This window comes from Amycolatopsis sp. NPDC039088 (genome assembly GCF_055598845.1).
In genome coordinates, this window is the sequence record NZ_JBVKAE010000016.1 from 78023 (window position 1) to 98489 (window position 20467).

Genomic DNA, 20467 nt, shown 5'->3' on the forward strand with positions numbered 1-20467 from the left:
TACCGGGTTCAGGGGCATGCCCGTGAAGAGGGTCCCGACTTTGCCGGAACCCTGGCGCCTGGCGCAAGGAAGGGGGCCTTCATGTACTGCAGCGGGGCGAGCAAGCGGTGATCCATGCAACAGATCGCCACAGAATTGCACAGGTGTGCAGTAAAGCGATGCTCAACGAGAGATCTGCGCAACGATTCAGCCTTATCGACACAGTGAAACGGCGGATATCGTCGCCGGTATGAAGGTCGCCGTCCACCAGGGCCCCTACGCCGAACTGCCCGGTGCGGTCGCGGCGTCCGGGGCCGATCTCGTGATCGCCGCCGAGATGATCACCACCGGTTACCACATCGGCGCCCGCTCTCATGAACTCGCCGAACCGGCCGACGGCCCCACCTCGGCCCGGATGTCCACGCTGGCGAGGGAATCCGGCGTCGCGCTCGCCTACGGATATCCCGAGTCCGACGGTGCCCGCGTCCACAACAGCGTCCAGCTGATCGACGCGACTGGACAGCGCCTGGCGAACTACCGCAAGACGCATCTGTTCGGCGACATCGACCGGTCGTGGTTCGCGCCGGGCACCGAGGCGGTCGTGCAGGCCGATCTCGACGGCGTCCGGGTCGGCCTGCTGATCTGCTACGACGTCGAATTCCCCGAACTGGTGCGGGCGCACGCGCTGGCCGGGACCGAACTGCTCGTGGTGCCGACCGCGCTGATGAGCCCGTACGAGCTGGTCGCCGACACGCTGGTGCCCGCGCGGGCCTACGAAAGCCAGCTGTTCGTCGCCTACGCGAACCGCTGCGACACCGAACAGGAATTGACCTACTGCGGACGTTCCTGCGTCGTCGCCCCGACCGGAGAAGTGCTCGCTCGCGCGGGCGGCGGTGTCGAGCTGATCAGCGCCGAAGTCACCCGTGACGCGCTCCTCGCGTCGCGCGAAGAGAACACCCACCTGGCCGACCGACGGCCCGAGCTGTACCGAGGACTTTCCGCATGACCTCCGCCCTCCCGACCGCGATCCACCACGACGAAGCCACGGGCCGCCCGATCACCATGTTCGGTCCCGATTTCCCGTTCGCCTACGACGATTTCCTCGCTCATCCGGCCGGGCTCGGCACGCTTCCGGCCGAGTGGCACGGCACCGAGGTCGCGGTGATCGGCGGCGGGCTCTCGGGCATCGTCACCGCGTACGAGCTGATGAAACTGGGCCTGCGCCCGGTCGTCTACGAGATCGCCGAGATCGGCGGCCGCCTGCGCACCGTGAACTTCCCCGGCTGCCCGGAAGACGTCGTCGCGGAAATGGGCGCGATGCGCTTCCCGCCCGCCTCCACCGCGCTCTTCCACTACATCGACAAGGTCGGCCTGGAGACGACGCCGTTCCCGAACCCGTTGGCGCCGGGAACGCCGAGCACCGTCGTCGACCTCAAGGGGGAGAGCCACTACGCGCGCACCGCGGACGAACTCCCCGCGGTTTTCGGCAAGGTCGCGGCCGCCTGGGACAGCACCCTGAACGAGCAGGCCGCGTTCGCCGAGATGCAGACCGCGATCCGCGAGCGGGACGCGAAGACGATCAAGCGGCTGTGGAACGAACTCGTGCCGCGCCTGGACAACCAGACGTTCTACGGTTTCCTCTGCGATTCGCCCGCGTTCGCCTCGTTCCGCGACCGCGAGATCTTCGGGCAGGTCGGCTTCGGCACCGGCGGCTGGGACACCGACTTCCCGAACTCCATCCTGGAGATCCTGCGGGTCGTCTACACCGGCGCCGACGACGAGCACCGCAGCATCACCGGCGGAAGCAGGCAGCTTCCCCTGCGGCTGTGGGAACACGCGCCGGAGGACCTCGCGTTCTGGCCTGCCGGGACGAGTTTGAGCACGCTGCACGGCGGAAGCCCGAACCCCGGCGTCGCGCGGTTGCACCGCACCGCGCCGAACAACATCACCGTGACCGACACCGAGGGCCGGATCCGCACCTACCCCGCGGCGGTGTTCACCGCACAGAGCTGGATGCTGCTGTCGAAGATCGAATGCGACGAGGCGCTGTTCCCGATCGACCACTGGACGGCGATCGAGCGCACCCACTACATGGAGTCCTCGAAGGTCTTCGTCCCGGTGGACCGACCGTTCTGGCTGGACAAGGACCCCGAGACCGGCCGCGACACGATGAGCATGACGCTCACCGACCGCATGCCGCGCGGCACCTACCTGCTCGGCGACGACCCGGCCGCGCCCGCGGTGATCTGCCTGTCCTACACGTGGGCCGACGATTCGCTGAAGTGGCTGCCGCTTTCGGTCTCCGAACGGGTCGAGGTGATGTTGCAGTCCCTGCGGGAGATCTATCCCGGCGTCGACGTCCGGCGGCACATCATCGGCGACCCGGTGACGGTGTCCTGGGAGGCCGAACCGCATTTCATGGGCGCGTTCAAGGCCAACCTGCCCGGTCACTACCGCTACCAGCACCGGCTGTTCACGCATTTCATGCAGGACAGGCTGGAGGAACGTCATCGCGGTCTCTTCCTGGCAGGCGACGACGTTTCGTGGACGGCGGGCTGGGCGGAAGGCGCGGTGCAGACGGCGCTCAACGCGGTGTGGGGCGTGCTGCACCACTTCGGCGGCGAGACGGATCCGGCGAACCCGGGGCCGGGCGACGTCTACGACGACATCGCGCCCATCGAACTGCCGGACTGAGCACGGCGCTTCACCAGCCACGCCGTGCCGAGCGCCAGGAGCGTGCCCAGGCCCGCGCCGATGGTGTTCATCAGCCAGTCGTTGGTGTCGCAGGCGCGGCCGATGGCGGGGATGAGTGCCTGGAGTGTTTCGATCACGGCGGACAGTCCCGAACTCGCCGCGAGCATGGTCAGCGGTCGCTTGGTCGCCAGCGTGGCGAAGTACGCCGGAGGCAGGAACAGGGCGACGTTCGCCAGGAGTTCCACCGTGCCGAGGGTGGGCAGGGAGAACTGGACCGTGCACAGGATCTCGTCGATCGTGTGCACGGTGGGCAGCAGGGTCAGCGCGAAGACCGGTATCAGCGACACCCCGAAGAGGGCCCACAGGATCCGCGGTCTGCCTGCGGACAGGTGACCCAGGACGGCGCAGACGAGCGCGACCAGCAGGATCGCCACCGGCACGAGGGCGGAGTGGTCGAGCAGGAAGTTCGTGATCATGGCGGGGCGATCCTATGATCCGGAGATCACGAAGGTCCGTGAAGGCCTCCTTCCCTACTTTGAAGGTAGGGTCTCGGCAAAGTCGCGGTCTTGCAGGTCAGGTGACTATTCCTGCATTGTCACGGGCCGCGCGCACCGGTGGCGGAGCTTGATTTACGGAAGATCAGGGACACTCAATGTCCCCGATCTTCCGTTGATCAAGGTCGAGCCGAGAGAGGGCAGGCCTGATTCTGGACACCAGCGGGCTTCAGTGTCCACAAGGGACACCCTCGGACGATATGGCGTCCGATTGATGCCGCTAAATACGTTTCCGTGCGGGGTCGTGAGTGCTAATTAGGGTTATTGAGGGGTAAGGCAAAGGTGGCGTGGTGGGTGGTAAGTCCGTGAAGGCCTCCTTGAGGGACTCTGGGTCCCTCAAGGAGGCCTTCACGGACTTCAAGACGGGACGTTGATGTCACAGCCGTCCCACTGTCACCAGGGATCACGCCTGACGGTAGTGAAGGGCTCCTTCACTACCGTCAGCGTAGGCAAGGAAGCCTTCACCACCAGGGAAACGCGTAGGCAGCAGCGACCACAGCCCGCGACACGACACGTTTGACTTTCCCCTCAATAGAACGACCCACATCACTCACGACCCCCTCACCACACCCCGCAACTCACCCAAATCGGACACATTTGTCCCGAGAAGTGTCCCTTATGGACAGTCGGGAACCAGGTGAGGCCCCTTTTACGTGAACCCGCTCCCGCCGGGTACGCCACGACACGTTCGCCTTGACCCGCTCTGGTAATGGAGCCGACCAGCAGTTATGCGACTTCGCCGGGACCCTGACCGTCAAGGTAGGGAAGGAGGCCTTCACGGACCAGCCGCCCTAAAGGACTTACGGCAGTGCGGCGGGCGATTCGGCGTCTGGGATGAGCAGCCGCGGCGTGCCCGAGCCGTCGGCGGACACGGCCCAGACGTCGGAATGTCCTTGGGTGCGGGGGAGGGCGTAGGCGACGGTGCGGTCGTCGAGCCAGGCGGGCTGGTCGTCGACGTTCCGGGTCTCGGCCAGCGGTGTCACGGTGCCGCTCGCGAGGTCGAGCACCGAGACCCGCCAGCCCTTGGCAGGATCGCCGTCGATGGCGGCCTTGTAGGCGATGCGGGTCTCGTCGGGGGACAGCGACGGGCATTCGACGTTGTCCCGCAGCGTCCGGATCGTGCGGGCGGCGGAATCGCCTTCGACGAGGTAGCGGTGGGGGCCGGTGGACATCGTGGCGTAGAACCGGTTCGGCTGCTTGGCGAAGGTGACGCCCCAGAAGTTGAAATCGGCCGCCTTGTACGGCTTGCCGTCCACGGTCACGGCGAAGTCCTCGAGCGTTCCTTCGACGTTGTCGGTGGTGAGGTCGAGGGTGCCGGCGCGGGTGGAGAACCGGCCGCCGTTGTAGGAGTCGCCGGTGACGAACACCGTCCACGCGAGACGCCGTCCGTCGGGTGAGACGCGCGCCCGGTTGGGCAACCCGACCAACGGGATCTCCTGTGTGACGGCGAGACGGCTGTCGAGCACGGCGAGCTGGTAGGTGGTCAGCCCGGTCTCCGGGCGCAAGCAGATCCCGGTCCCGGCCGCCGCGTAGACGCGGCTGCAGCTCACGTCCGACACCGCCCGAGCGCCGCCTGGATCGGCCGCCGAGACGCTGGATACGTGACCGCGGTCGGCGTCGGCGGTGCTGCGGAACAACAACCGCTGCCCGTCGAGGGTGACGGCACCGCTGGTGCCCGCCGACGCGGTGTCCTGGTTGCGCGCTCCCGCCACCCCGACGTAGATCACGGCGGCCGCGGCCAGCGTGAGTACTCCGGCGACGGCGATCAGGACGCGGGTGCGGGTGTTCACGATCGTGCCTTCCTGCGGGGAGCCAAGAGAGCGAAGGTGGCGGCGACGGCGACGAGCACCGTTCCGGCGGCGATCACGATCGCCGTGTGCGCACCCCAGAACTGCCAGGAAAGTCCGAAAAGGACGGACGAGACGAAGTAGGCGAGCGCCTGTCCGCTCTGGACGATCGCGATGCCGGTGGTGCGCAGCGCCTCGGGCAGCAACGGCCCGGCCAGCGCCATCAGCACGCCGTCGGTCGCCGCGTAGAACACGCCGTACAGGCCGAGGGTGAGCGCGAACAGCGCCCATCCGGTCAGCGGGCTGAGCAGCAGCAGGTAGACCGCGACCAACGCGCCGTAACCGGCGAGCATCACCGGCAGCCTGCCGATCCGGTCGGCCAGCGCGCCGAGCGGGGCGGCCAGCAGCAGGTAACCCAGGTTCGTCCCCACCGCGAGCAGGGGGAACCAGCCGGTGGCGATGTCCTCCTTGTCCTGCAGCACGAGGTACACGAATCCGTCGCCGATGGTGGCGAGGCCGAGTACACAGGCGGCGATCAGCAGCCGTCGCACCCCGGCGGCCCGCAGGAGCCCGGCCGCCGCCCGCAAGGACACCGTGCCGGACGGCGGTTTCGGCGCGTGATGATCGCGGACGAACAACGCCAGGAGCAGCACTCCGCAGGCGGCGATGCAGAAGCTGGTCACGAAGACGGCGTCGAATCCCTCGACCCCGGTCGACGAACCGACTACCGCCAGTACCGCGACCGCGACGAGCGGGCCGAGGAACGCGCCGACACTGTCCATCGCCCGGTGCACCCCGAACGCGCGGCCCAGCATGTGTTCGGGCGCGGACAAGGTGATCAGCGCGTCGCGGGGCGCGGTCCGCAGGCCTTTGCCCGTCCGGTCCGCGGTCAGCACCACGCCGATCGCGGCCGCCGACGACCCCGCCGCCACCAGCCCCAGTTTCGCCACCGCCGACATCGCGTAGCCCAGCCCGGCGACCGTCTTGCGCCGCCGTACCCGGTCCGCGACGTAACCGCCGACCAGGCGCAGCAACGCGGTGGCGCCGGTGTAGAGGCCGTCCACCACCCCGTACGCCGCGGGGCCGAGGTGCAGCCCCAGCACCAGGTACACCGGCAGCACGGCCGTCACCATCTCCGACGAGACGTCCGTGACCAGGCTGACGGTGCCCAAGGCGAAGACGTTCCCGCCCAGCAGGGCGAACGACTTCTTGGACCCGCCGCCGGGATGCTCCCGGCGGCCGATCGTGGACAGGTACACGCGTTGGACCACCTTTCCCCGCCCGCGGGCGTGTCCACAGTGGACACGCCCGCGGGGTTCACCCGATTACTGCCACACGCTCGTGATCGGCGACTTGTTCGCCGCGTTGGCGATGCCCGGCAGGCCGAACGCCGCCTCCATCGTGCGGAGGATCGAGTAGTGGTTGATGGATTCGCTGTAACTGCCCGGCTTCACGTGGGCGCCGACGAAAGTGGTGAAGATCTGGTTCACCGAAGTCCCGCTGTCCTCGTCGAAATTGACGATCAGGAGACTGTTGTGAGTCTTCGCCCACTGGGCATAGGCGTCGAGGTTGCTCTTCAGCCATTTGTCGCCGGTGTCGACCGCGCAGTCGTGCATGTCGCTGCACAGGTCCGGGGTCACGAAAGCCACGTGGGGAAGCTTCGTGAAGTCGCTCGGGAACGACGAGAACCGTTTGTTCGCCGACGCCGGGACGTTGCTGAAGCTGACCCAGCTGTTGTGCTTACGCGCGTATTTGCCCTTCGTGCAGCCGGTGTAGCCGTCGGAGGGCATGCTTTCCGCGTATCCGGCGAACGTCTTGCCGATACCGGCCAGCTGGGAGGCGATGTTCTCCTTGTTCCCCAGATCCTGGCATTTGTTGCTGTCGACACCGTGCGTCGAGCCCGCGAACTGGGCGATGTAGTTCGGCTGGCTCGGGTGTGTCGTCCCGTACGCCTTGGTGAACTTGGCGCCCTGCGCGGCGAGCTTGTTGAGGTACGGGGCCTTGGAGCTGCCGTTGATCTCCTTGTAGTCCTTGTTCTCGAACATCACGAGAACGATGTGGTCGAACGCGGGCACCTTCGCGGCCGCGGGTTCGATCGCGGCGGCGGTGGTGTCCTGATGCGACACCACCAGCCCCGTGGCCAAACCGGTCGCGGCCACGGCCGCGACCGCGATCCGTTTCCAGAACATGAAACCTCCTGGGAAAAGGTTGAAACTTTGACGACCAACCATCGGGTTCAGCGGCGCTCCGCGGGCGTCGACAGAGTAAGACATCTGATGTCTTAGCTGCATTTAAACGGCAGGAAAGTCCCCGGCCCATCAAGATCGCCTGACTGGAGTAGTCGGATGGTGTAGAACGCCTCAAATCCGGCATTCCTTGGCATGAAAAGGTGCAAGCAGCACAGTGGACCTTGCGTCCGGCGTGCCGAACCGATGGACTTATCGCAGCCCGGCAATTCAGCCGGGTGACGGTGTTGTCGTCATCGCACCGGCTTCATGGGGTACTCATCTGACCATTGGTTATGCTGGTGGGTGTGGAGCCCCTTTTGCCGAGACCGGCCGGATACACGATCGAAGAACTTTCCGCGATCGTCGGCATGTCCGCGCGCAATATCCGGGCGCATCAGACGAGAGGGCTGTTGCCGCCACCGGTCCGCCACGGCAGATCCGCCTATTACGGACCTGTTCATCTGCGGCGGCTGCGGCGCATCACGACACTGCAGAAGCAGGGCTTCAACCTGGTCTCCATCGCCGCGATGCTGGGACCGGCCACAGTGGACGGCGGCGGAGACCGGCTGGGCGCCGCGGTGGACGGCGTCGTCCGCGACCAGCCTTCGCTCGCCCGTTGCCTGGAGCGGCATGGAGTACTGGGCCGGGACGACGACGGGCGGCCCACCGTCGTGCGCCCCTCCGTGCGGCGCGCTGTCGCCGACCTGATCGGGGCCGGGGTGCCGCCCGTCGCGGCACTGCGGTTCCTCGGGCAGTTCCTGGACCGGGCCGCACCGCTGGCCGACGAGCAGCTGGCGGCGCTCAGAACTCAGACGGCGACCGATTCCGCGGCTCCGCGGGCCTGCCTCGCCGAGCTTCTTGTAAGCGCTTTCAGAGCAACGGTCGAGAACGCCGCTGGTTTTCCCGGGGAAGAACCAGGGAGGTGGCGGCCGGGATGAGCCGCCGCCTCGATCAGGTCGTGGGCTAGGTGCGCTGCACGATGATCTGGTCGACCAGGGTGCCGTCCGCGCTGATCGCCCGGACGTCCATTTTGGGCGGAGTGGTGCCCGTGCCCGCGATGACGTCGACCGCGACCAGGCTGTAGCCGCGGAAGCGGACGCGGGACCAGGTGACCTTCTTCGTCAGGCTGTGCCCGTCCCGTTCCGAGTACTTCATCGGCACGGGGGAGTCGTTGCTGGTCTCGTGCCCCAGGTAGGTGTCGGGCGCGGGGAACTCCGAGACACTGCCGCCACCACCGCCCGCGGTGATGTAGGTGGTGCCGTCCTTGACCGGGTTGGTGGTCCCGCGTGAGGGGACCTTCTTGACGGCCTTGCCGGCGCGGATCGGGTCGGTGCGTTCGTAGATGTGGTTGTGCCCGTTGAGCACCAGGTCCACCTGGTATTTGTCGAACAGCGGCGCCCAGTCCGTCTGCGCGCCGAGTTCGGCGCCGTTGGAATGGCAGGTGGAGTACGTGCACTGGTGGCAGTAGACGACGATGAAGTCGATCGTCGGGTCGGCGCGGAAGGCGGCGAGCGTCTTCCCGAGCCACTTGAGCTGTTTTCCCTTGGTGTAGTCCAGATTCGATGGGCTGTTGTAGCAGACGTCGTTGCCGTCGAGGCTGATCATCCCGACGTTCTGGTATCGCCACGAATAGATGCACGTGGAGCCCGTCCATGCGTTGTCCGGCATGGTGAACCGGGCGCGCACGCCGCCGTAGCCGTCGGCCGAGTACCAGCCCTCCATCTCGTGGTTGCCGAGCGCCATCATCCACGGGATTCCCGCGGTGACGGGTTCGTTCTGCACGAAGAAGGAATCCCACAACCGCGCGTCGTACTGGTCCTCTTCCGGATGCCCGCCTTCGCCCTCGAGCGCGTAGCTCAGGTCACCCATGGCGAGGTGGAAGGCCGGGTCGAGGCCCGCGATCAGGCTGCTGGTCGCGACGGCGTTGTAGCCGACGCCCTGGTCGCCGAACGCGGTGAAGGTGAACGTTCCGTCGCCGCCCGGCGCGGGCGCGGTGCGGAAACTCGCCATCTCGCCGAGCTTGGCGGCGGGGTCGTAACCCTCGTGGCCGACGACGTAGTAGTACGTGGTGTTGGGCAGCAGGCGGTCGATCCGGGCGTGGAGGTAGTACTGGGTGATCGATTTGGGACTGTTCGGCGGCACTTCTTCGACCGGGTGCTGCCAGGACATCTGGCTGGTCAGCGCGCGGACCTCGGCCGCGATGGGCGGGCTGAAGTCGCCGGGACCCGTGCCGATCCGGACGAACGGCGCGGTCACCGCCGCGGGGACCTGCCAGGAGACGACGACCTGCTGGGACGGGTCCGCTCCATAGGCGATATGCCTGCCGAACGGCCGCAGCGCCGAACCGGCAGTTCTGTCGGCGTTCAGCAGGACAGTGGGGCCGGGGGAGGCCGCGGCGGCACCGGGCAGCAGGACGCCGCCGACAGCGAGGGCCGCGCCGCCCACCGCGCCCACCCGGAACAGGGTCCGCCGCGAGTACTGGTTGACGAAGTTGTCGTGTTTCTCGGCGAGGCTGAGTCGACGATAGGCTTGAGACCTGCGGTTTCGGGGAGTCTCAGACATGCTTCGAAGTTAGGAAGGCTTCCTAACTAAGTCAAGGGTTGCGGGTGTCTTCGGGTCCGGCTGCATGGAACCGTGCAAGTGACGTAGGTCATTGGGCCTCTTGACTTGCGGCTGCCGGTGAGGAGTTGGCTGGGTTGGTCGTGAGTGGTGATGACGGCTCTGGCCAACGGTGTTTTGGTTACCTACGGCGGGTGAGCTGGGTAGCGCTGGTCCGTGAGGGACTCCTTGAGGGACCCAGAGTCCCTCAAGGAGTCCTTCACGGACCCGAAACCCCATCACAAGCCCCAGCGGCACCACCAGTCACAACAGCGGCGCGTGAAGGACCCCGTCCCTCGGCTCAGCCGAGGAAACTCGACCCTCACACCTTTCCCGGTACATGAAGGCCCCCTTTGCTGCGCCTAGCGCAAGGAAGGGGGCCATCATGTACTTCACGCGAGCAAGCCCGCAGGCCACGAGTAGGTACCTGAGAGAGGGTTCGTTCTAACCCTCATTAACACTCACGACCGGGGAGGTCAGAGCAGTTCGGAGGAGACCACCGAAGGCAGGCCACGCAACCCCTCCAGCAACGTCTCGACCTCGTCCTCCGCGATCAGGACGGCGCAGGTCATCGTGCTTTCCCGGACGCCGTCGCGCACGTCGACCGACAGGTCGTGGACGAGGCAGCCGAGTGCGGCGACCAGGCCGGGAATCTGTTCAACGCCGCCGACGAAGTAGGTGGCGATCCGGCGGCGGACCATCAGCGCGGAACGAGGGGCGGGAACCTGGAACGAGACGACGGACATCGTGGATCTCCAAGAACGGGAGCGGAATGGCCAGAAGGGCCAGGTCCCGGGAAGATGCCCCGTATCGAGGGGTCGCCGGACTGCGCGCCGGCGACCTGGTTTCAGCCGGCGCGCTTGAGTACGAGTCGAGCGAAGCGCTGCATGGGCGACAGGCTAGCACGCCACTCGAAGACGTCAACGGCTACAGCCGCAGCCGCGCCCCTTGGTCGCGGACGTGCGCGGCCGAACCGCAGTCGAGGTCCAGTTGCCGTTGCCGTTCCGCGACGAAAGCCCGCCCGAGGCCGGTCCGGTCCGAAGTGGACATCGTGCGCCGGAGTTCGTTCAGCAGTCCGCGTTCCTCGGAGCGGATATGCGCGGCGACCGAATTCTCCAGCACCACCAAGGCTTTCTCGGAGTCGGTGGCTTCCAGTACCGCCAGCAATTCGGCGGCGAGTCCGCTCTCCGTCGCATCGGGACGGACGATCCGTTCCGTCGCGGTGACGTGGGCGACCAGCAACGCCGACAGCTCCGCGACCAGCGCCGGGCGGTCGGCCTCGTCGTTGCGGAGGTCGCGGAACAGCTGCTCGATCCGGCGGTGGTCGGCAAGGACGACCTCGACCAGGTCGGAACCCGGGGGCGCGGCCGTCGGCCCCGGCCGCATCCAGCCGAAGGTCAGTTCGACGGCCTGCCGCCAGTGCGCGTATTCGCTGTCGCGGCGGGTCGGGTTCATCGACGGCAGCCACTGTCCGGCGCGGTGCCAGTTCCGGCGCAGGCCCTCCAGGTCCGGCCAGTACCCGACCGACAACCCGGCCGCGTACGCCGCGCCGAGTGACACCGTCTCGGCGACCATCGGGCGGACCACCGGAACGTCGAGGACGTCGGCGACGAACTGCATCAGCAGGTTGTCCGCGGTCATCCCACCGTCCACTTTGAGCGTGGACAGCGCGAGACCGGAGTCGGCGTTCATCGCGTCGACGACCTCGCGCGTCTGCCAGCCAGTCGCCTCCAGCACGGCCCTGGCCAGGTGTCCCTTGGTGATGTACGACGTCAGTCCGGCGATCACGCCGCGCGCCTCGCTGTGCCAGTGCGGCGCGAAGAGACCGGAGAACGCGGGCACGATGTAGCAGCCGCCGTTGTCCTCGACCGTACGGGCCAGCGTCTCGATCTCGGGCGCGCTGCCGATCAGTTCCAGCCCGTCCCGGAACCATTGCACGAGCGAACCGGTGACCGCGATCGAGCCTTCCAGCGCGTACACGGCGGGTTCGTCGCCGATCTTGAAGCCGACGGTCGTCAACATGCCGTGGTCCGACAGCACCGGGGTCGGACCGGTGTTGAGCAGCAGGAAACTCCCCGTGCCGTAGGTGCATTTCGCCTCGCCGGGCGCGAAACAGGTCTGCCCGAACAAGGCGGCCTGCTGGTCACCGAGCGCCGCGGCGATCCGGATCCCGGGCACCACCCGCGACGTCGTCCCGTACACCTCGGTCGACGGCCGGATCTCCGGCAGCATCGCGCGGGGGACGTCGAAGAACTCCAGCAGTTCGTCGTCCCACGACAGGGTCCGCAGGTTCATCAGCATGGTGCGGGAGGCGTTCGTGACGTCGGTGACGTGGACGCCGCCGTCGGGCCCACCGGTCAGGTTCCAGATCAGCCAGCTCTCGACCGTGCCGAACAGGACGTCGCCGCGTTCGGCGCGTTCCCGCAGGCCGGGTGTCCTGTCCAGCAGCCACCGGATACGGGGCGCGGAGAAGTACGTCGCCAGCGGCAGCCCGCACAGTTGCCGGACGCGGTCGGCGCCCGGTTCGCGGGCGAGTTGTTCGAGCATCGCGTCGGTGCGGGTGTCCTGCCAGACGATCGCGCGGCCGACCGGGTTGCCGGTGTGCCGGTCCCACAGCACGGTGGTCTCCCGCTGGTTCGCGATGCCGAGACCGACCACCTGCCCGGCTTCGGCGCCGGCGTCGGCCAGCGCCTGCGGCACGATCCGGCCGACGTTGCGCCAGATCTCCGTCGCGTCGTGTTCCACCCAGCCCGGCCGGGGGAAATGCTGCTGGTGCTCGCGCTGCGCGACCGACACCAGCCTGCCGCGCGCGTCGAACAGGATGCACCGCGTCGAGGTGGTGCCCTGGTCGATCGACATCACATAGCGCTGGACCACGCGAGCACCTCCATCACCATCGGGACGCGCCGAGATCGCGCGAGACCGCCCGTGCCGCGTCGCGTACGTGACCGAGCAGCCGCGGGATCGGGCTGCCGTCGGCCTCACAGATCCGGTCCGCCGCGCCGGACACCCCGATCGCGCCGACCACGATGCCGCCGTGACCGCGGATCGGCGCCGCGATCCCGGCCTCGCCGGTGATCATTTCGCCGTTCTCGCTCGCCCAGCCCGCTTCGCGTACCTTGCCGCAGGCGCGTTTGATCGCGGTCTGGGTGACCAGGGTCCGGCGGGTGTAGGCCTCCGGTTCGCCGGTGCGCAACGATGCCACGAGACCGGTGTCGTAGGCCAGCAGGACCTTGCCGAGCGCGGTCGCGTGCAACGGAAGCAGCGTGCCGACGTCGAGGGTTTGCAGACTGTCATCGGGCCGGAACACGTGGTGCACCACCAGAACCCGGCCCTCCAGCGGCGCGCCGATCCGGACGGCCTCGCCGCTGCGCGCGGCGAGCGCGTCCGCCCAGTTGATCGCCCGCGACCGGAGTTCGTTGACGTCGAGGTAGCTCGTGCCCAGGTGCAACAGCGCCGCGCCCAGTTGGTATTTCCCGGTGTCGCGGTCCTGTTCGACAAAGCCGACCCCTTGCAGGGTGCGCAGGATCCCGTGCGCCGTTCCCTTGGCGAGTTCGAGGGAATCGGCGATCTCGCCGACCCCGAGACGGCCGGAACCGCGCGCCAGCAACCGCAGGATCGCGGCGGCGCGCTCGATGGACTGGATCGGACCGGGCACGGCCCAACCGTAGCCCGACCGGCCCTGATTCGACAATGTCGAACATCGTCTTCGGACGTTCGACAATGCCGACCGGTGTCCGTTGACCCCGGGTTTCCGCGAACTTAACTTCGGCCTCATCAGGGCAACGGTGTCCTTTGTGGAGGAAGCAATGGTGCGAAACCTCAAGGCTCGCGGACTCGCGGGCGAACTGGCGGCGGAGTTCGTCGGGACGATGATTCTCATCCTGTTCGGCTGCGGGGTGGTGGCTCAAGTCGTCGCCGCGGGCATCGGGGACCACGACAGCATCGCGTGGGCGTGGGGCATCGGTGTCACGCTCGGTATCTATGTCGCTTCACGGATCAGCGGCGCGCATCTGAACCCGGCCATCACCGTGGCGCTCGCGGTGTTCAAGGGCTTCTCGTGGCGCAAGGTCGCGCCGTACGCCTTGGCGCAGACCGCCGGAGCGTTCGTCGCCGCGCTGCTGGTGCGCTGGAACTACACCGAGGTGCTCAACGCCGCGGACCCCGGCCTGACGATCAAGACCCAGGGTGTCTTCTCCACCCTTCCGGGTAACGGAACCCTTCCGGTGGGTGACTGGGGCGCTTTCCGCGACCAGATCATCGGGACCGCCATCCTCGCGCTGGTGATCTTCGCCATCACCGACCTCCGCAACACCGCGCCCGCCGCGAACCTCGCCCCGGTCGTCGTCGGCTTCCTCGTGGTCGCCATCGGCATGGCCTGGGGCACCAACGCCGGGTACGCGATCAACCCCGCCCGTGACTTCGGCCCGCGGCTGATGTCCTGGCTCACCGGTTACGACACGGCGTTCACCGACCAATACGGCTTCCCGTACTGGTGGATCCCGATCGTGGCCCCGGTCATCGGCGCCGTCATCGGTGGCGCGATCTACAAGTTCTTCATCGAGCGCTACCTGCCCGCCGACCCGGCACCGGAAGCCTTGCCCGCCAAGGATCTCGAGCCCGCCGCCTGAGCCGTCCTCAAAGGAGAGAGAGTCATGCCTGACTACATCGGCGCCGTCGACCAGGGCACCACCAGCACGCGGTTCATGATCTTCGACCACGGTGGCAACGAGATCGCCCGCCACCAGCTCGAACACGAGCAGATCCTGCCGAAGCCGGGCTGGGTCGAACACGATCCGACCGAGATCTGGGAGCGGACCCGTTCGGTCATCGCCACCGCGCTCAACAAGGCGAACCTGACCACGGCCGACCTCGCCGCGCTCGGCATCACCAACCAGCGCGAGACCACCGTCGTGTGGAACCGCCGCACCGGCCGCCCGTACTGCAACGCCATCGTGTGGCAGGACACCCGCACCGACCGGATCGCCTCGGCGCTGGAACGGTCCGGCAAGGGCGAGGTCATTCGCCGCAAGGCCGGTCTGCCGCCCGCGACGTACTTCTCCGGCGGCAAGCTGCAGTGGATCCTGGAGAACGTCGACGGCGTCCGCGAAGACGCCGAAAAGGGTGACGCGCTCTTCGGCACCACCGACTCCTGGCTGATCTGGAACCTCACCGGCGGGCCCGACGGCGGCGTGCACGTGACCGACCCGACCAACGCGTCGCGCACGATGCTGATGGACCTCGAAACCCTGGACTGGGACGACGAACTGCTGTCGTTCTTCGACATCCCCAAGCAGATGCTGCCGTCGATCGCGCCGTCGTCGAACAACGGCCGCTTCGGCGTCACCCGCGCGGACGGTCCGCTCGGCGGCGAGGTCGCCATCACCGGTGTGCTCGGCGACCAGCAGGCGGCGACGGTCGGCCAGGTGTGCTTCCGCCCCGGCGAGGCGAAGAACACTTACGGCACCGGCAATTTCCTGCTGCTCAACACCGGGCACGAGGTCGTTCGCTCGAAGCACGGCCTGCTGACGACGCTGGCCTACCAGTTCGGCGACGAGAAGCCGGTGTACGCGCTGGAAGGCTCCATCGCCGTCACGGGTTCCGCCGTGCAGTGGCTGCGCGACCAGCTGGGCATCATCAGCGGCGCGTCACAGAGTGAGAGTCTCGCCCGCCAGGTCGAGGACAACGGCGGCGTCTACTTCGTCCCCGCGTTTTCCGGGCTTTTCGCGCCCTACTGGCGTTCGGACGCGCGCGGCGCGATCGTCGGGCTCACCAGGGCGACCACCAACGCGCATCTGGCGCGGGCGACGCTCGAAGCGATCTGCTACCAGACCCGCGACGTCGTCGAAGCCATGCAGAACGACTCCGGGGTCACGCTCGACGTGTTGCGTGTGGACGGTGGCGTGACCGCGAACGAACTCTGCATGCAGCTGCAGGCCGACATCCTCGGCGTGCCGGTGTCGAAGCCGGTCGTCGCCGAGACCACCGCGCTCGGGGCCGCCTACGCGGCCGGTCTGGCCGTCGGGTTCTGGAAGTCCACCGACGAGCTGGAGCAGAACTGGAACGAGGACAAGCGCTGGACTCCGTCGTGGACGGACGAGCAGCGCGCCGAGGGCTACGCGGGCTGGCAGAAGGCGGTCGGCCGCACCCTCGACTGGGTCGAGGTCGAGTGAGCCCGATGAAGACGAGGAGAAACACTGTGACACCCGTACCGCTTTCCCCGGTCTACCGCGCGGAGACGTTGCGCAAGCTCGCCCGCGAAGAGGTCGAAGTCCTGGTCGTCGGCGGGGGAGTGACCGGTGCCGGCGTCGCGCTCGACGCGGCGTCGCGCGGGCTCTCCGTCGCGCTCGTCGAGGCTCGCGACTTCGCCGCCGGGACGTCCAGCCGGTCAAGCAAGCTGATCCACGGCGGGCTGCGCTACCTGGAGAACCTGGACTTCAAACTGGTCCGTGAGGCGCTGAAGGAACGGAGCCTGCTGCTGCAGACGCTGGCGCCGCATCTGGTCCGGCCGGTGAAGTTCTTGGTGCCGCTCAAGCACCGCGTCTGGGAACGCGGCTACATCGGCGCGGGTGTCACGCTCTACGACACCCTCGGCGGGGCTCGCGCGCTGCCGCGGCACCGGCATCTGTCCAAACGCGGCGCGGCGAAGGTGGCGCCCGGGCTGGCCGAAGACGCCCTGATCGGCGCGATCCAGTACTACGACGCCCAGGTCGACGACGCCCGCCACACGATGACGATCGCGCGGACGGCGGCCGAGCAAGGCGCTTCGGTGCTCACCCGGGCGCGAGTGATCTCCCTGATCCGAGAGGGTGAGCGCGTCGTCGGCGCGAAGGTCGTCGACCGCGAGAGCGGTGCGGAGATCGAGGTCCGGGCGAAGACGGTCGTCGCGGCCACCGGCGTGTGGAGCGACGACATGGCCGAGGCGGCGGGCATCCCGGCGCCGTTCACCGTGCGCGCGTCGAAGGGCATCCACCTGGTGGTGCCGCGCGAGAAGATCGACCTGGACACCGGGTTGATCCTGCGGACCGAGAAGAGCGTCCTGTTCGTCATCCCGTGGGGACGGCACTGGATCGTCGGCACCACCGACACCGAATGGGACCTCGACCGCGAGCATCCGGCGGCCAGCCAGGCCGACGTCGACTACGTGCTCGACCACGTCAACGCCGTACTGCGCACGCCGATCACCGCCGACGACATCGAAGGCGTCTATGCCGGGCTTCGGCCACTGCTGGCCGCGAAGGCAACGTCGACGACGAAGCTGTCGCGGGAGCACGCCGTCGCGCATCCGGTGCCCGGCCTGGTGATCGTGGCGGGCGGCAAGTACACGACGTACCGGGTGATGGCCGCGGACGCGGTCGACGTCGCGGTGGAGGATCTCGGCCGCCCGGCGCCGTCGTCGTGGACCGAGCGGCTGCCGATCGTGGGCGCGACGGGTTACCACGAGCTGTGGGGCGCACGGCACACGCTCGCCCAGCGCTCGGGGCTGCCGCTGAACCGGATCGAGCACCTGCTCCAGCGCTATGGCACCGCGGTGGAGGACATCCTGGAGTCCATTTCGGAGCGCCCCGAACTGGGCGAGCCGATCCCGGGAACGGCGGAGTACCTGAAAGCGGAGGTCGTCTACGCGGTCTCGCACGAGGGTGCCTTGCACCTGGAGGACGTCCTGACGCGTCGCACGCGGATCTCGATCGAGGAACGCGATCGCGGGGTGACGGCGGCGCCGGTGGTGGCCGCGCTGATGGCGCCGCTGCTGGGCTGGGACTCGCACCGGCAGGAGCGCGAGGTCACCAACTACCTCGCCCGGGTCGAGGCGGAGCGTTCCGCGCAGGCCCAGCCGGACGACGAAGCCGCGAACGCCAGCCGTCTCGCCGCTCCGGCGCTGCTGTCGAGCTGACCGCGGCGTCCGTGGGTGGCGTTTAGTCCTCTGGATGCGGTAGTTGCGTGCGCAAGGACCGCATTCAGAGGACTAAACGCAGGGGGTTGAAGGCCTACTTGAGCCAGTCGAGGTAGCGGGTGGTGGCGATGCGGGCGCCGTCCTTCGTGGTGAGGACGTCGCCCTTGACGGCCGCGAACATGCCCGCGGTCTCGTCGGTGGTCACCGAACGCGTGTCTCCCTTGGCGGACAAGGTGATCCGGCCCAGTTCGTCCAGCGGGTAGACGTCAGGACCGCCCACGTCGAGGATTCCGTTCAGCGGCTTTCCGGCCGAGACCCCGGAAACGGTGGCGGCGACGTCCGCCGCGGCGATCGGCTGGATCGGCGTGCTGGGCAGGCGGACCGCGTTCTCGTCGGCGGTCCAGGACAGGACCGCGTCGACGAACTCCATGAACTGGGTGGCGCGGACGATCGAGTAGGGGACTCCGCTGCCCTTGAGGATGTCCTCCTGCAGCGTCTTGGCCCGGTAGTAGTCGAGATCAGGGACCTGATCGACGCCGACGATCGACAAGATCACGAAATGCCCGGTGCCCGCCTTCTTCGCCGCGGCCACGAGGTTGTCCATCGACGTCCGGAAGAAGGCGGGGGAGGCCTCGTCGAAGGTCGGGGAGTTCGTGAGGTTGACGACCACGTCGGCGCCGTCGAGCGCGGCGTCCAGCCCCTGTCCCGTGAGCAGGTCGACCCCGGTGGACGGCGAATGCGGGACCGCCTCGTGCCCTGCTTCGTTCAGGTTCCGCACGACCTGCGAGCCGATCAGTCCGGTTCCGCCGATGATCGCGAATTTCATGACCCAATGCCCTTCGTCGAAAGATGTCCGCTATCTCGGACAACTCATGTCCGAGATAATACTCAGACACATTGTGTCCGAGTCAAGGCTCGGGTTAGAGTCATCCGGGTGAAGATGTCAGGCGGGGTCGAGTGGGCGCTGCACTGCTGCGTCGTGCTGACCTCGGTCGACGAACCCGCGCCTGCCGCGCGTCTGGCGCAGCTGCACGACGTCTCCCCGAGCTACCTCGCGAAGCAGCTTCAAGCTCTTTCGCGGGCCGGCCTGATCCGGTCGGTGCAGGGGAAGTCCGGTGGTTACGTCCTCACTCGGCCGCCTTCGGAAATCACGGTGCTCGACGTCGTCGAGGCCATCGACGGGCCCGGTCCGGCCTTCATCTGCACCGAGATCCGGCAACGCGGGCCGATGGCGACGCCGCCCGAAGCCTGCACGGCGCCGTGCGCCATCAGCCGCGCGATGGCAGGAGCCGAAACGCAGTGGCGGGCCGCGTTGCGCGCGGTCTCCATCGCGGACCTGGCCGAAGACGTCCGGGGCGACTACGGCCCGGGCGCGCTCGCCGGCATCGGCGCGTGGTTCAAGGCCGCTGAAGGCTAGGCCGTTTCCTGGGCCGGTACATCAGCGCGGTGGTCGCCATGGTCGCGAGCACCAGTGCCGCCGCCAGCGAAAACGCCCGCGTCAGTGAGTGTCCCTGCAGGAAGACGGTGCCGAGGACGGCGACGCCGAGCGTCGCGCCCAGTTGCTGCACCGCGTTCAGCAGCCCCGCCGCCGAACCGGTCTCATGTGGACGGACCCTGGACAGCGCCGTCGTGAAGAACGGCACCGTGAACAGCCCCAGTCCGAGGCCGCCGACACCGAGTGCGAGAAGCAGCGGACCCGTCATCGCCAGCAGGATTCCGGCGAGCAGCGACGTCAGACCGGCGAACGCGACGCGCGCCCCGTACCGGGGGACGAGCCATCGGCCCGCCGCCCACGACGACAGTGCCAGCCCGCCCGACCATGGCAGCAAGGTCAGGCCGGACGCCAGCACGCTCCGGCCTTCGTCGAGTTGCTGATGCAGGACGACCACGAGCATCAGCCCGTTCATCACCGCGAAGAACAACGTCGACGTCACCAGTGCCGCCGGGAAGCCGCGGTGGCCGAACAGGCTCGGCTCGACCAGCGGATGCCGCCGTGCCCGCTGATGGAACCCGAAGACCACCAGGACGGCGACGCCGCCGGTGAACAGCGCCCAGTTCCATCGGTCGATCAGCGGATAGACCATCAGCCCGGTGCCGAGCGAGGCGAGGGCCGTGCCCTGCAGGTCCAAGCGGATCCCGCGCGCGGCGCGGTCTTCCGGCAACAGCCTGCCCGCCGCGAGCACCGCGATCGAGATCGGCACGTTCACCAGGAACGCCGTCCGCCAGGTCGACAGCTCCGTCAGCGCGGCGCCGAGCAGCGGCCCGCTCACCGCCGAAAGGCCGACCACCGGCCCGTTCCAGCCGAGTGCCGCGGCCAGCGCCGGGCCGGTGTAGAGCGTTTTGATCAACCCGATGGTCTGCGGGATCACCAAGGCCGCCGCCGCGCCCTGTACCGCCCGCGCGCCGATCAGCACGGTGGTGTCCGGCGCGAGCGCGCAGCAGAGCGACGCGAAGGCGAACGCGGCGACGCCGGACAGGAAGATCCGGCGGCGGCCGAAGATGTCGCCGAGTCTGCCGCCGGCGATCAGGAGTACCGCGAACGGGAGGGTGTACGCGGCTCCGAACCACTGGATGGTGGACGCGGGACCGCCGAGGTCGGCGTGGATCGCCGGACCGGCGACCTGGGTGATCGTCGCGTCCAGCACGTTCATCGCCTCGGCCGCGAGCAGGATGGCGAGCGGAGCCGGGCTGGTTTTCGTCTCTTGCATGATCGCGATGGTCGGGCGACGATGG

Annotated in this window: 17 protein-coding genes; 7 read left to right on the plus strand and 10 right to left on the minus strand. The window is 68.0% G+C overall.

Annotated features, from left to right (window positions below; genetic code table 11):
* Positions 1-229: 229 nt before the first annotated feature.
* Both ACZ7KI_RS21485 and ACZ7KI_RS21490 read left to right on the plus strand, forming a co-directional pair.
* Positions 230-985, plus strand: coding sequence for a carbon-nitrogen hydrolase family protein (locus ACZ7KI_RS21485; protein WP_470274878.1), 756 nt, complete (start codon positions 230-232; stop codon positions 983-985).
* Positions 982-2673: a flavin monoamine oxidase family protein gene (locus ACZ7KI_RS21490; protein WP_470274879.1), complete on the plus strand. Its 1692-nt coding sequence runs from the start codon at positions 982-984 to the stop codon at positions 2671-2673. The genes ACZ7KI_RS21485 and ACZ7KI_RS21490 overlap by 4 nt, the downstream gene beginning before the upstream one ends.
* On the opposite strand, the gene ACZ7KI_RS21495 is transcribed toward ACZ7KI_RS21490, so the two are convergent.
* The 4 genes from ACZ7KI_RS21495 to ACZ7KI_RS21510 form a co-directional block, all read right to left on the minus strand.
* On the minus strand, positions 2637-3149 hold the full coding sequence (locus ACZ7KI_RS21495) for a VanZ family protein (RefSeq protein ID WP_470274880.1): 513 nt from the start codon (positions 3147-3149) through the stop codon (positions 2637-2639). The two genes, ACZ7KI_RS21490 and ACZ7KI_RS21495, sit on opposite strands and share 37 nt — an antisense overlap.
* 878 nt (positions 3150-4027) lie before the next feature.
* Positions 4028-5017 (minus strand): hypothetical protein, encoded by a 990-nt coding sequence (locus ACZ7KI_RS21500; RefSeq protein WP_470274881.1) that lies wholly within the window; start codon positions 5015-5017, stop codon positions 4028-4030.
* Entirely contained in the window at positions 5014-6273 is a 1260-nt protein-coding gene (locus ACZ7KI_RS21505) for an MFS transporter (protein ID WP_470274882.1), read from the minus strand. The genes ACZ7KI_RS21500 and ACZ7KI_RS21505 overlap by 4 nt, the downstream gene beginning before the upstream one ends.
* Before the next feature lie 66 nt (positions 6274-6339).
* Positions 6340-7203, minus strand: coding sequence for an alkaline phosphatase family protein (locus tag ACZ7KI_RS21510; RefSeq protein WP_470274883.1), 864 nt, complete (start codon positions 7201-7203; stop codon positions 6340-6342).
* Between the two features lie 344 nt (positions 7204-7547).
* Here ACZ7KI_RS21510 and ACZ7KI_RS21515 point away from each other — a divergent pair, with 344 nt between their 5' ends.
* Positions 7548-8180, plus strand: a complete 633-nt coding sequence (locus ACZ7KI_RS21515; RefSeq protein ID WP_470274884.1) for a MerR family transcriptional regulator — start codon at positions 7548-7550, stop codon at positions 8178-8180.
* Between the two features lie 25 nt (positions 8181-8205).
* Here the strand turns inward: ACZ7KI_RS21515 and ACZ7KI_RS21520 are convergent, their stop codons facing one another.
* The 4 genes from ACZ7KI_RS21520 to ACZ7KI_RS21535 form a co-directional block, all read right to left on the minus strand.
* Positions 8206-9804: a purple acid phosphatase family protein gene (locus ACZ7KI_RS21520; RefSeq protein WP_470274885.1), complete on the minus strand. Its 1599-nt coding sequence runs from the start codon at positions 9802-9804 to the stop codon at positions 8206-8208.
* A 512-nt stretch (positions 9805-10316) separates the two neighbouring features.
* Positions 10317-10586 carry a hypothetical protein gene (locus ACZ7KI_RS21525; RefSeq protein WP_470274886.1) on the minus strand — a complete coding sequence of 90 codons (270 nt, stop codon included), beginning with the start codon at positions 10584-10586 and terminating at the stop codon, positions 10317-10319.
* Positions 10587-10767: 181 nt separating this feature from the next.
* The gene (gene glpK, locus ACZ7KI_RS21530) at positions 10768-12717 is read right to left on the minus strand and encodes a glycerol kinase GlpK (protein ID WP_470274887.1); all 1950 of its coding nucleotides are present in this window, start codon (positions 12715-12717) and stop codon (positions 10768-10770) included.
* 13 nt (positions 12718-12730) lie between these two features.
* A complete protein-coding gene (locus ACZ7KI_RS21535) occupies positions 12731-13498 on the minus strand; it encodes an IclR family transcriptional regulator (protein WP_470223310.1) in 768 nt (255 codons plus the stop codon).
* A gap of 151 nt (positions 13499-13649) precedes the next feature.
* On the opposite strand from ACZ7KI_RS21535, the gene ACZ7KI_RS21540 reads away from it, so the two are divergent.
* The 3 genes from ACZ7KI_RS21540 to glpD are packed head-to-tail and all read left to right on the plus strand — an operon-like array spanning position 13650 to position 17734.
* Positions 13650-14471 carry an MIP/aquaporin family protein gene (locus ACZ7KI_RS21540; protein WP_470274888.1) on the plus strand — a complete coding sequence of 274 codons (822 nt, stop codon included), beginning with the start codon at positions 13650-13652 and terminating at the stop codon, positions 14469-14471.
* A gap of 24 nt (positions 14472-14495) precedes the next feature.
* Entirely contained in the window at positions 14496-16013 is a 1518-nt protein-coding gene (gene glpK, locus ACZ7KI_RS21545) for a glycerol kinase GlpK (protein ID WP_470274889.1), read from the plus strand.
* 5 nt (positions 16014-16018) lie between these two features.
* Positions 16019-17734 carry a glycerol-3-phosphate dehydrogenase gene (gene glpD / locus ACZ7KI_RS21550; RefSeq protein ID WP_470274890.1) on the plus strand — a complete coding sequence of 572 codons (1716 nt, stop codon included), beginning with the start codon at positions 16019-16021 and terminating at the stop codon, positions 17732-17734.
* A 94-nt stretch (positions 17735-17828) separates the two neighbouring features.
* On the opposite strand, the gene ACZ7KI_RS21555 is transcribed toward glpD, so the two are convergent.
* Complete coding sequence (locus tag ACZ7KI_RS21555; protein ID WP_470274891.1) at positions 17829-18560, minus strand: SDR family oxidoreductase; 732 nt, start codon at positions 18558-18560, stop codon at positions 17829-17831.
* A 114-nt stretch (positions 18561-18674) separates the two neighbouring features.
* On the opposite strand from ACZ7KI_RS21555, the gene ACZ7KI_RS21560 reads away from it, so the two are divergent.
* On the plus strand, positions 18675-19151 hold the full coding sequence (locus ACZ7KI_RS21560; protein WP_470274960.1) for an RrF2 family transcriptional regulator: 477 nt from the start codon (positions 18675-18677) through the stop codon (positions 19149-19151).
* Here the strand turns inward: ACZ7KI_RS21560 and ACZ7KI_RS21565 are convergent.
* Positions 19132-20442 (minus strand): MFS transporter, encoded by a 1311-nt coding sequence (locus ACZ7KI_RS21565; protein WP_470274892.1) that lies wholly within the window; start codon positions 20440-20442, stop codon positions 19132-19134. The genes ACZ7KI_RS21560 and ACZ7KI_RS21565 overlap by 20 nt on opposite strands.
* Positions 20443-20467: the final 25 nt, after the last annotated feature.

Coding starts and splice junctions, on each gene's coding strand:
- glpD (WP_470274890.1), top strand. CDS start 16,019: ATGAAGACGAGGAGAAACACTGTGACACCCGTACCGCTTTCCCCGGTC.
- ACZ7KI_RS21525 (WP_470274886.1), bottom strand. CDS start 10,586: ATGTCCGTCGTCTCGTTCCAGGTTCCCGCCCCTCGTTCCGCGCTGATG.
- glpK (WP_470274889.1), top strand. CDS start 14,496: ATGCCTGACTACATCGGCGCCGTCGACCAGGGCACCACCAGCACGCGG.
- ACZ7KI_RS21490 (WP_470274879.1), top strand. CDS start 982: ATGACCTCCGCCCTCCCGACCGCGATCCACCACGACGAAGCCACGGGC.
- ACZ7KI_RS21495 (WP_470274880.1), bottom strand. CDS start 3,149: ATGATCACGAACTTCCTGCTCGACCACTCCGCCCTCGTGCCGGTGGCG.
- ACZ7KI_RS21520 (WP_470274885.1), bottom strand. CDS start 9,804: ATGTCTGAGACTCCCCGAAACCGCAGGTCTCAAGCCTATCGTCGACTC.
- ACZ7KI_RS21560 (WP_470274960.1), top strand. CDS start 18,675: ATGTCAGGCGGGGTCGAGTGGGCGCTGCACTGCTGCGTCGTGCTGACC.
- ACZ7KI_RS21510 (WP_470274883.1), bottom strand. CDS start 7,203: ATGTTCTGGAAACGGATCGCGGTCGCGGCCGTGGCCGCGACCGGTTTG.
- ACZ7KI_RS21485 (WP_470274878.1), top strand. CDS start 230: ATGAAGGTCGCCGTCCACCAGGGCCCCTACGCCGAACTGCCCGGTGCG.
- ACZ7KI_RS21565 (WP_470274892.1), bottom strand. CDS start 20,442: ATGCAAGAGACGAAAACCAGCCCGGCTCCGCTCGCCATCCTGCTCGCG.
- ACZ7KI_RS21555 (WP_470274891.1), bottom strand. CDS start 18,560: ATGAAATTCGCGATCATCGGCGGAACCGGACTGATCGGCTCGCAGGTC.
- ACZ7KI_RS21540 (WP_470274888.1), top strand. CDS start 13,650: ATGGTGCGAAACCTCAAGGCTCGCGGACTCGCGGGCGAACTGGCGGCG.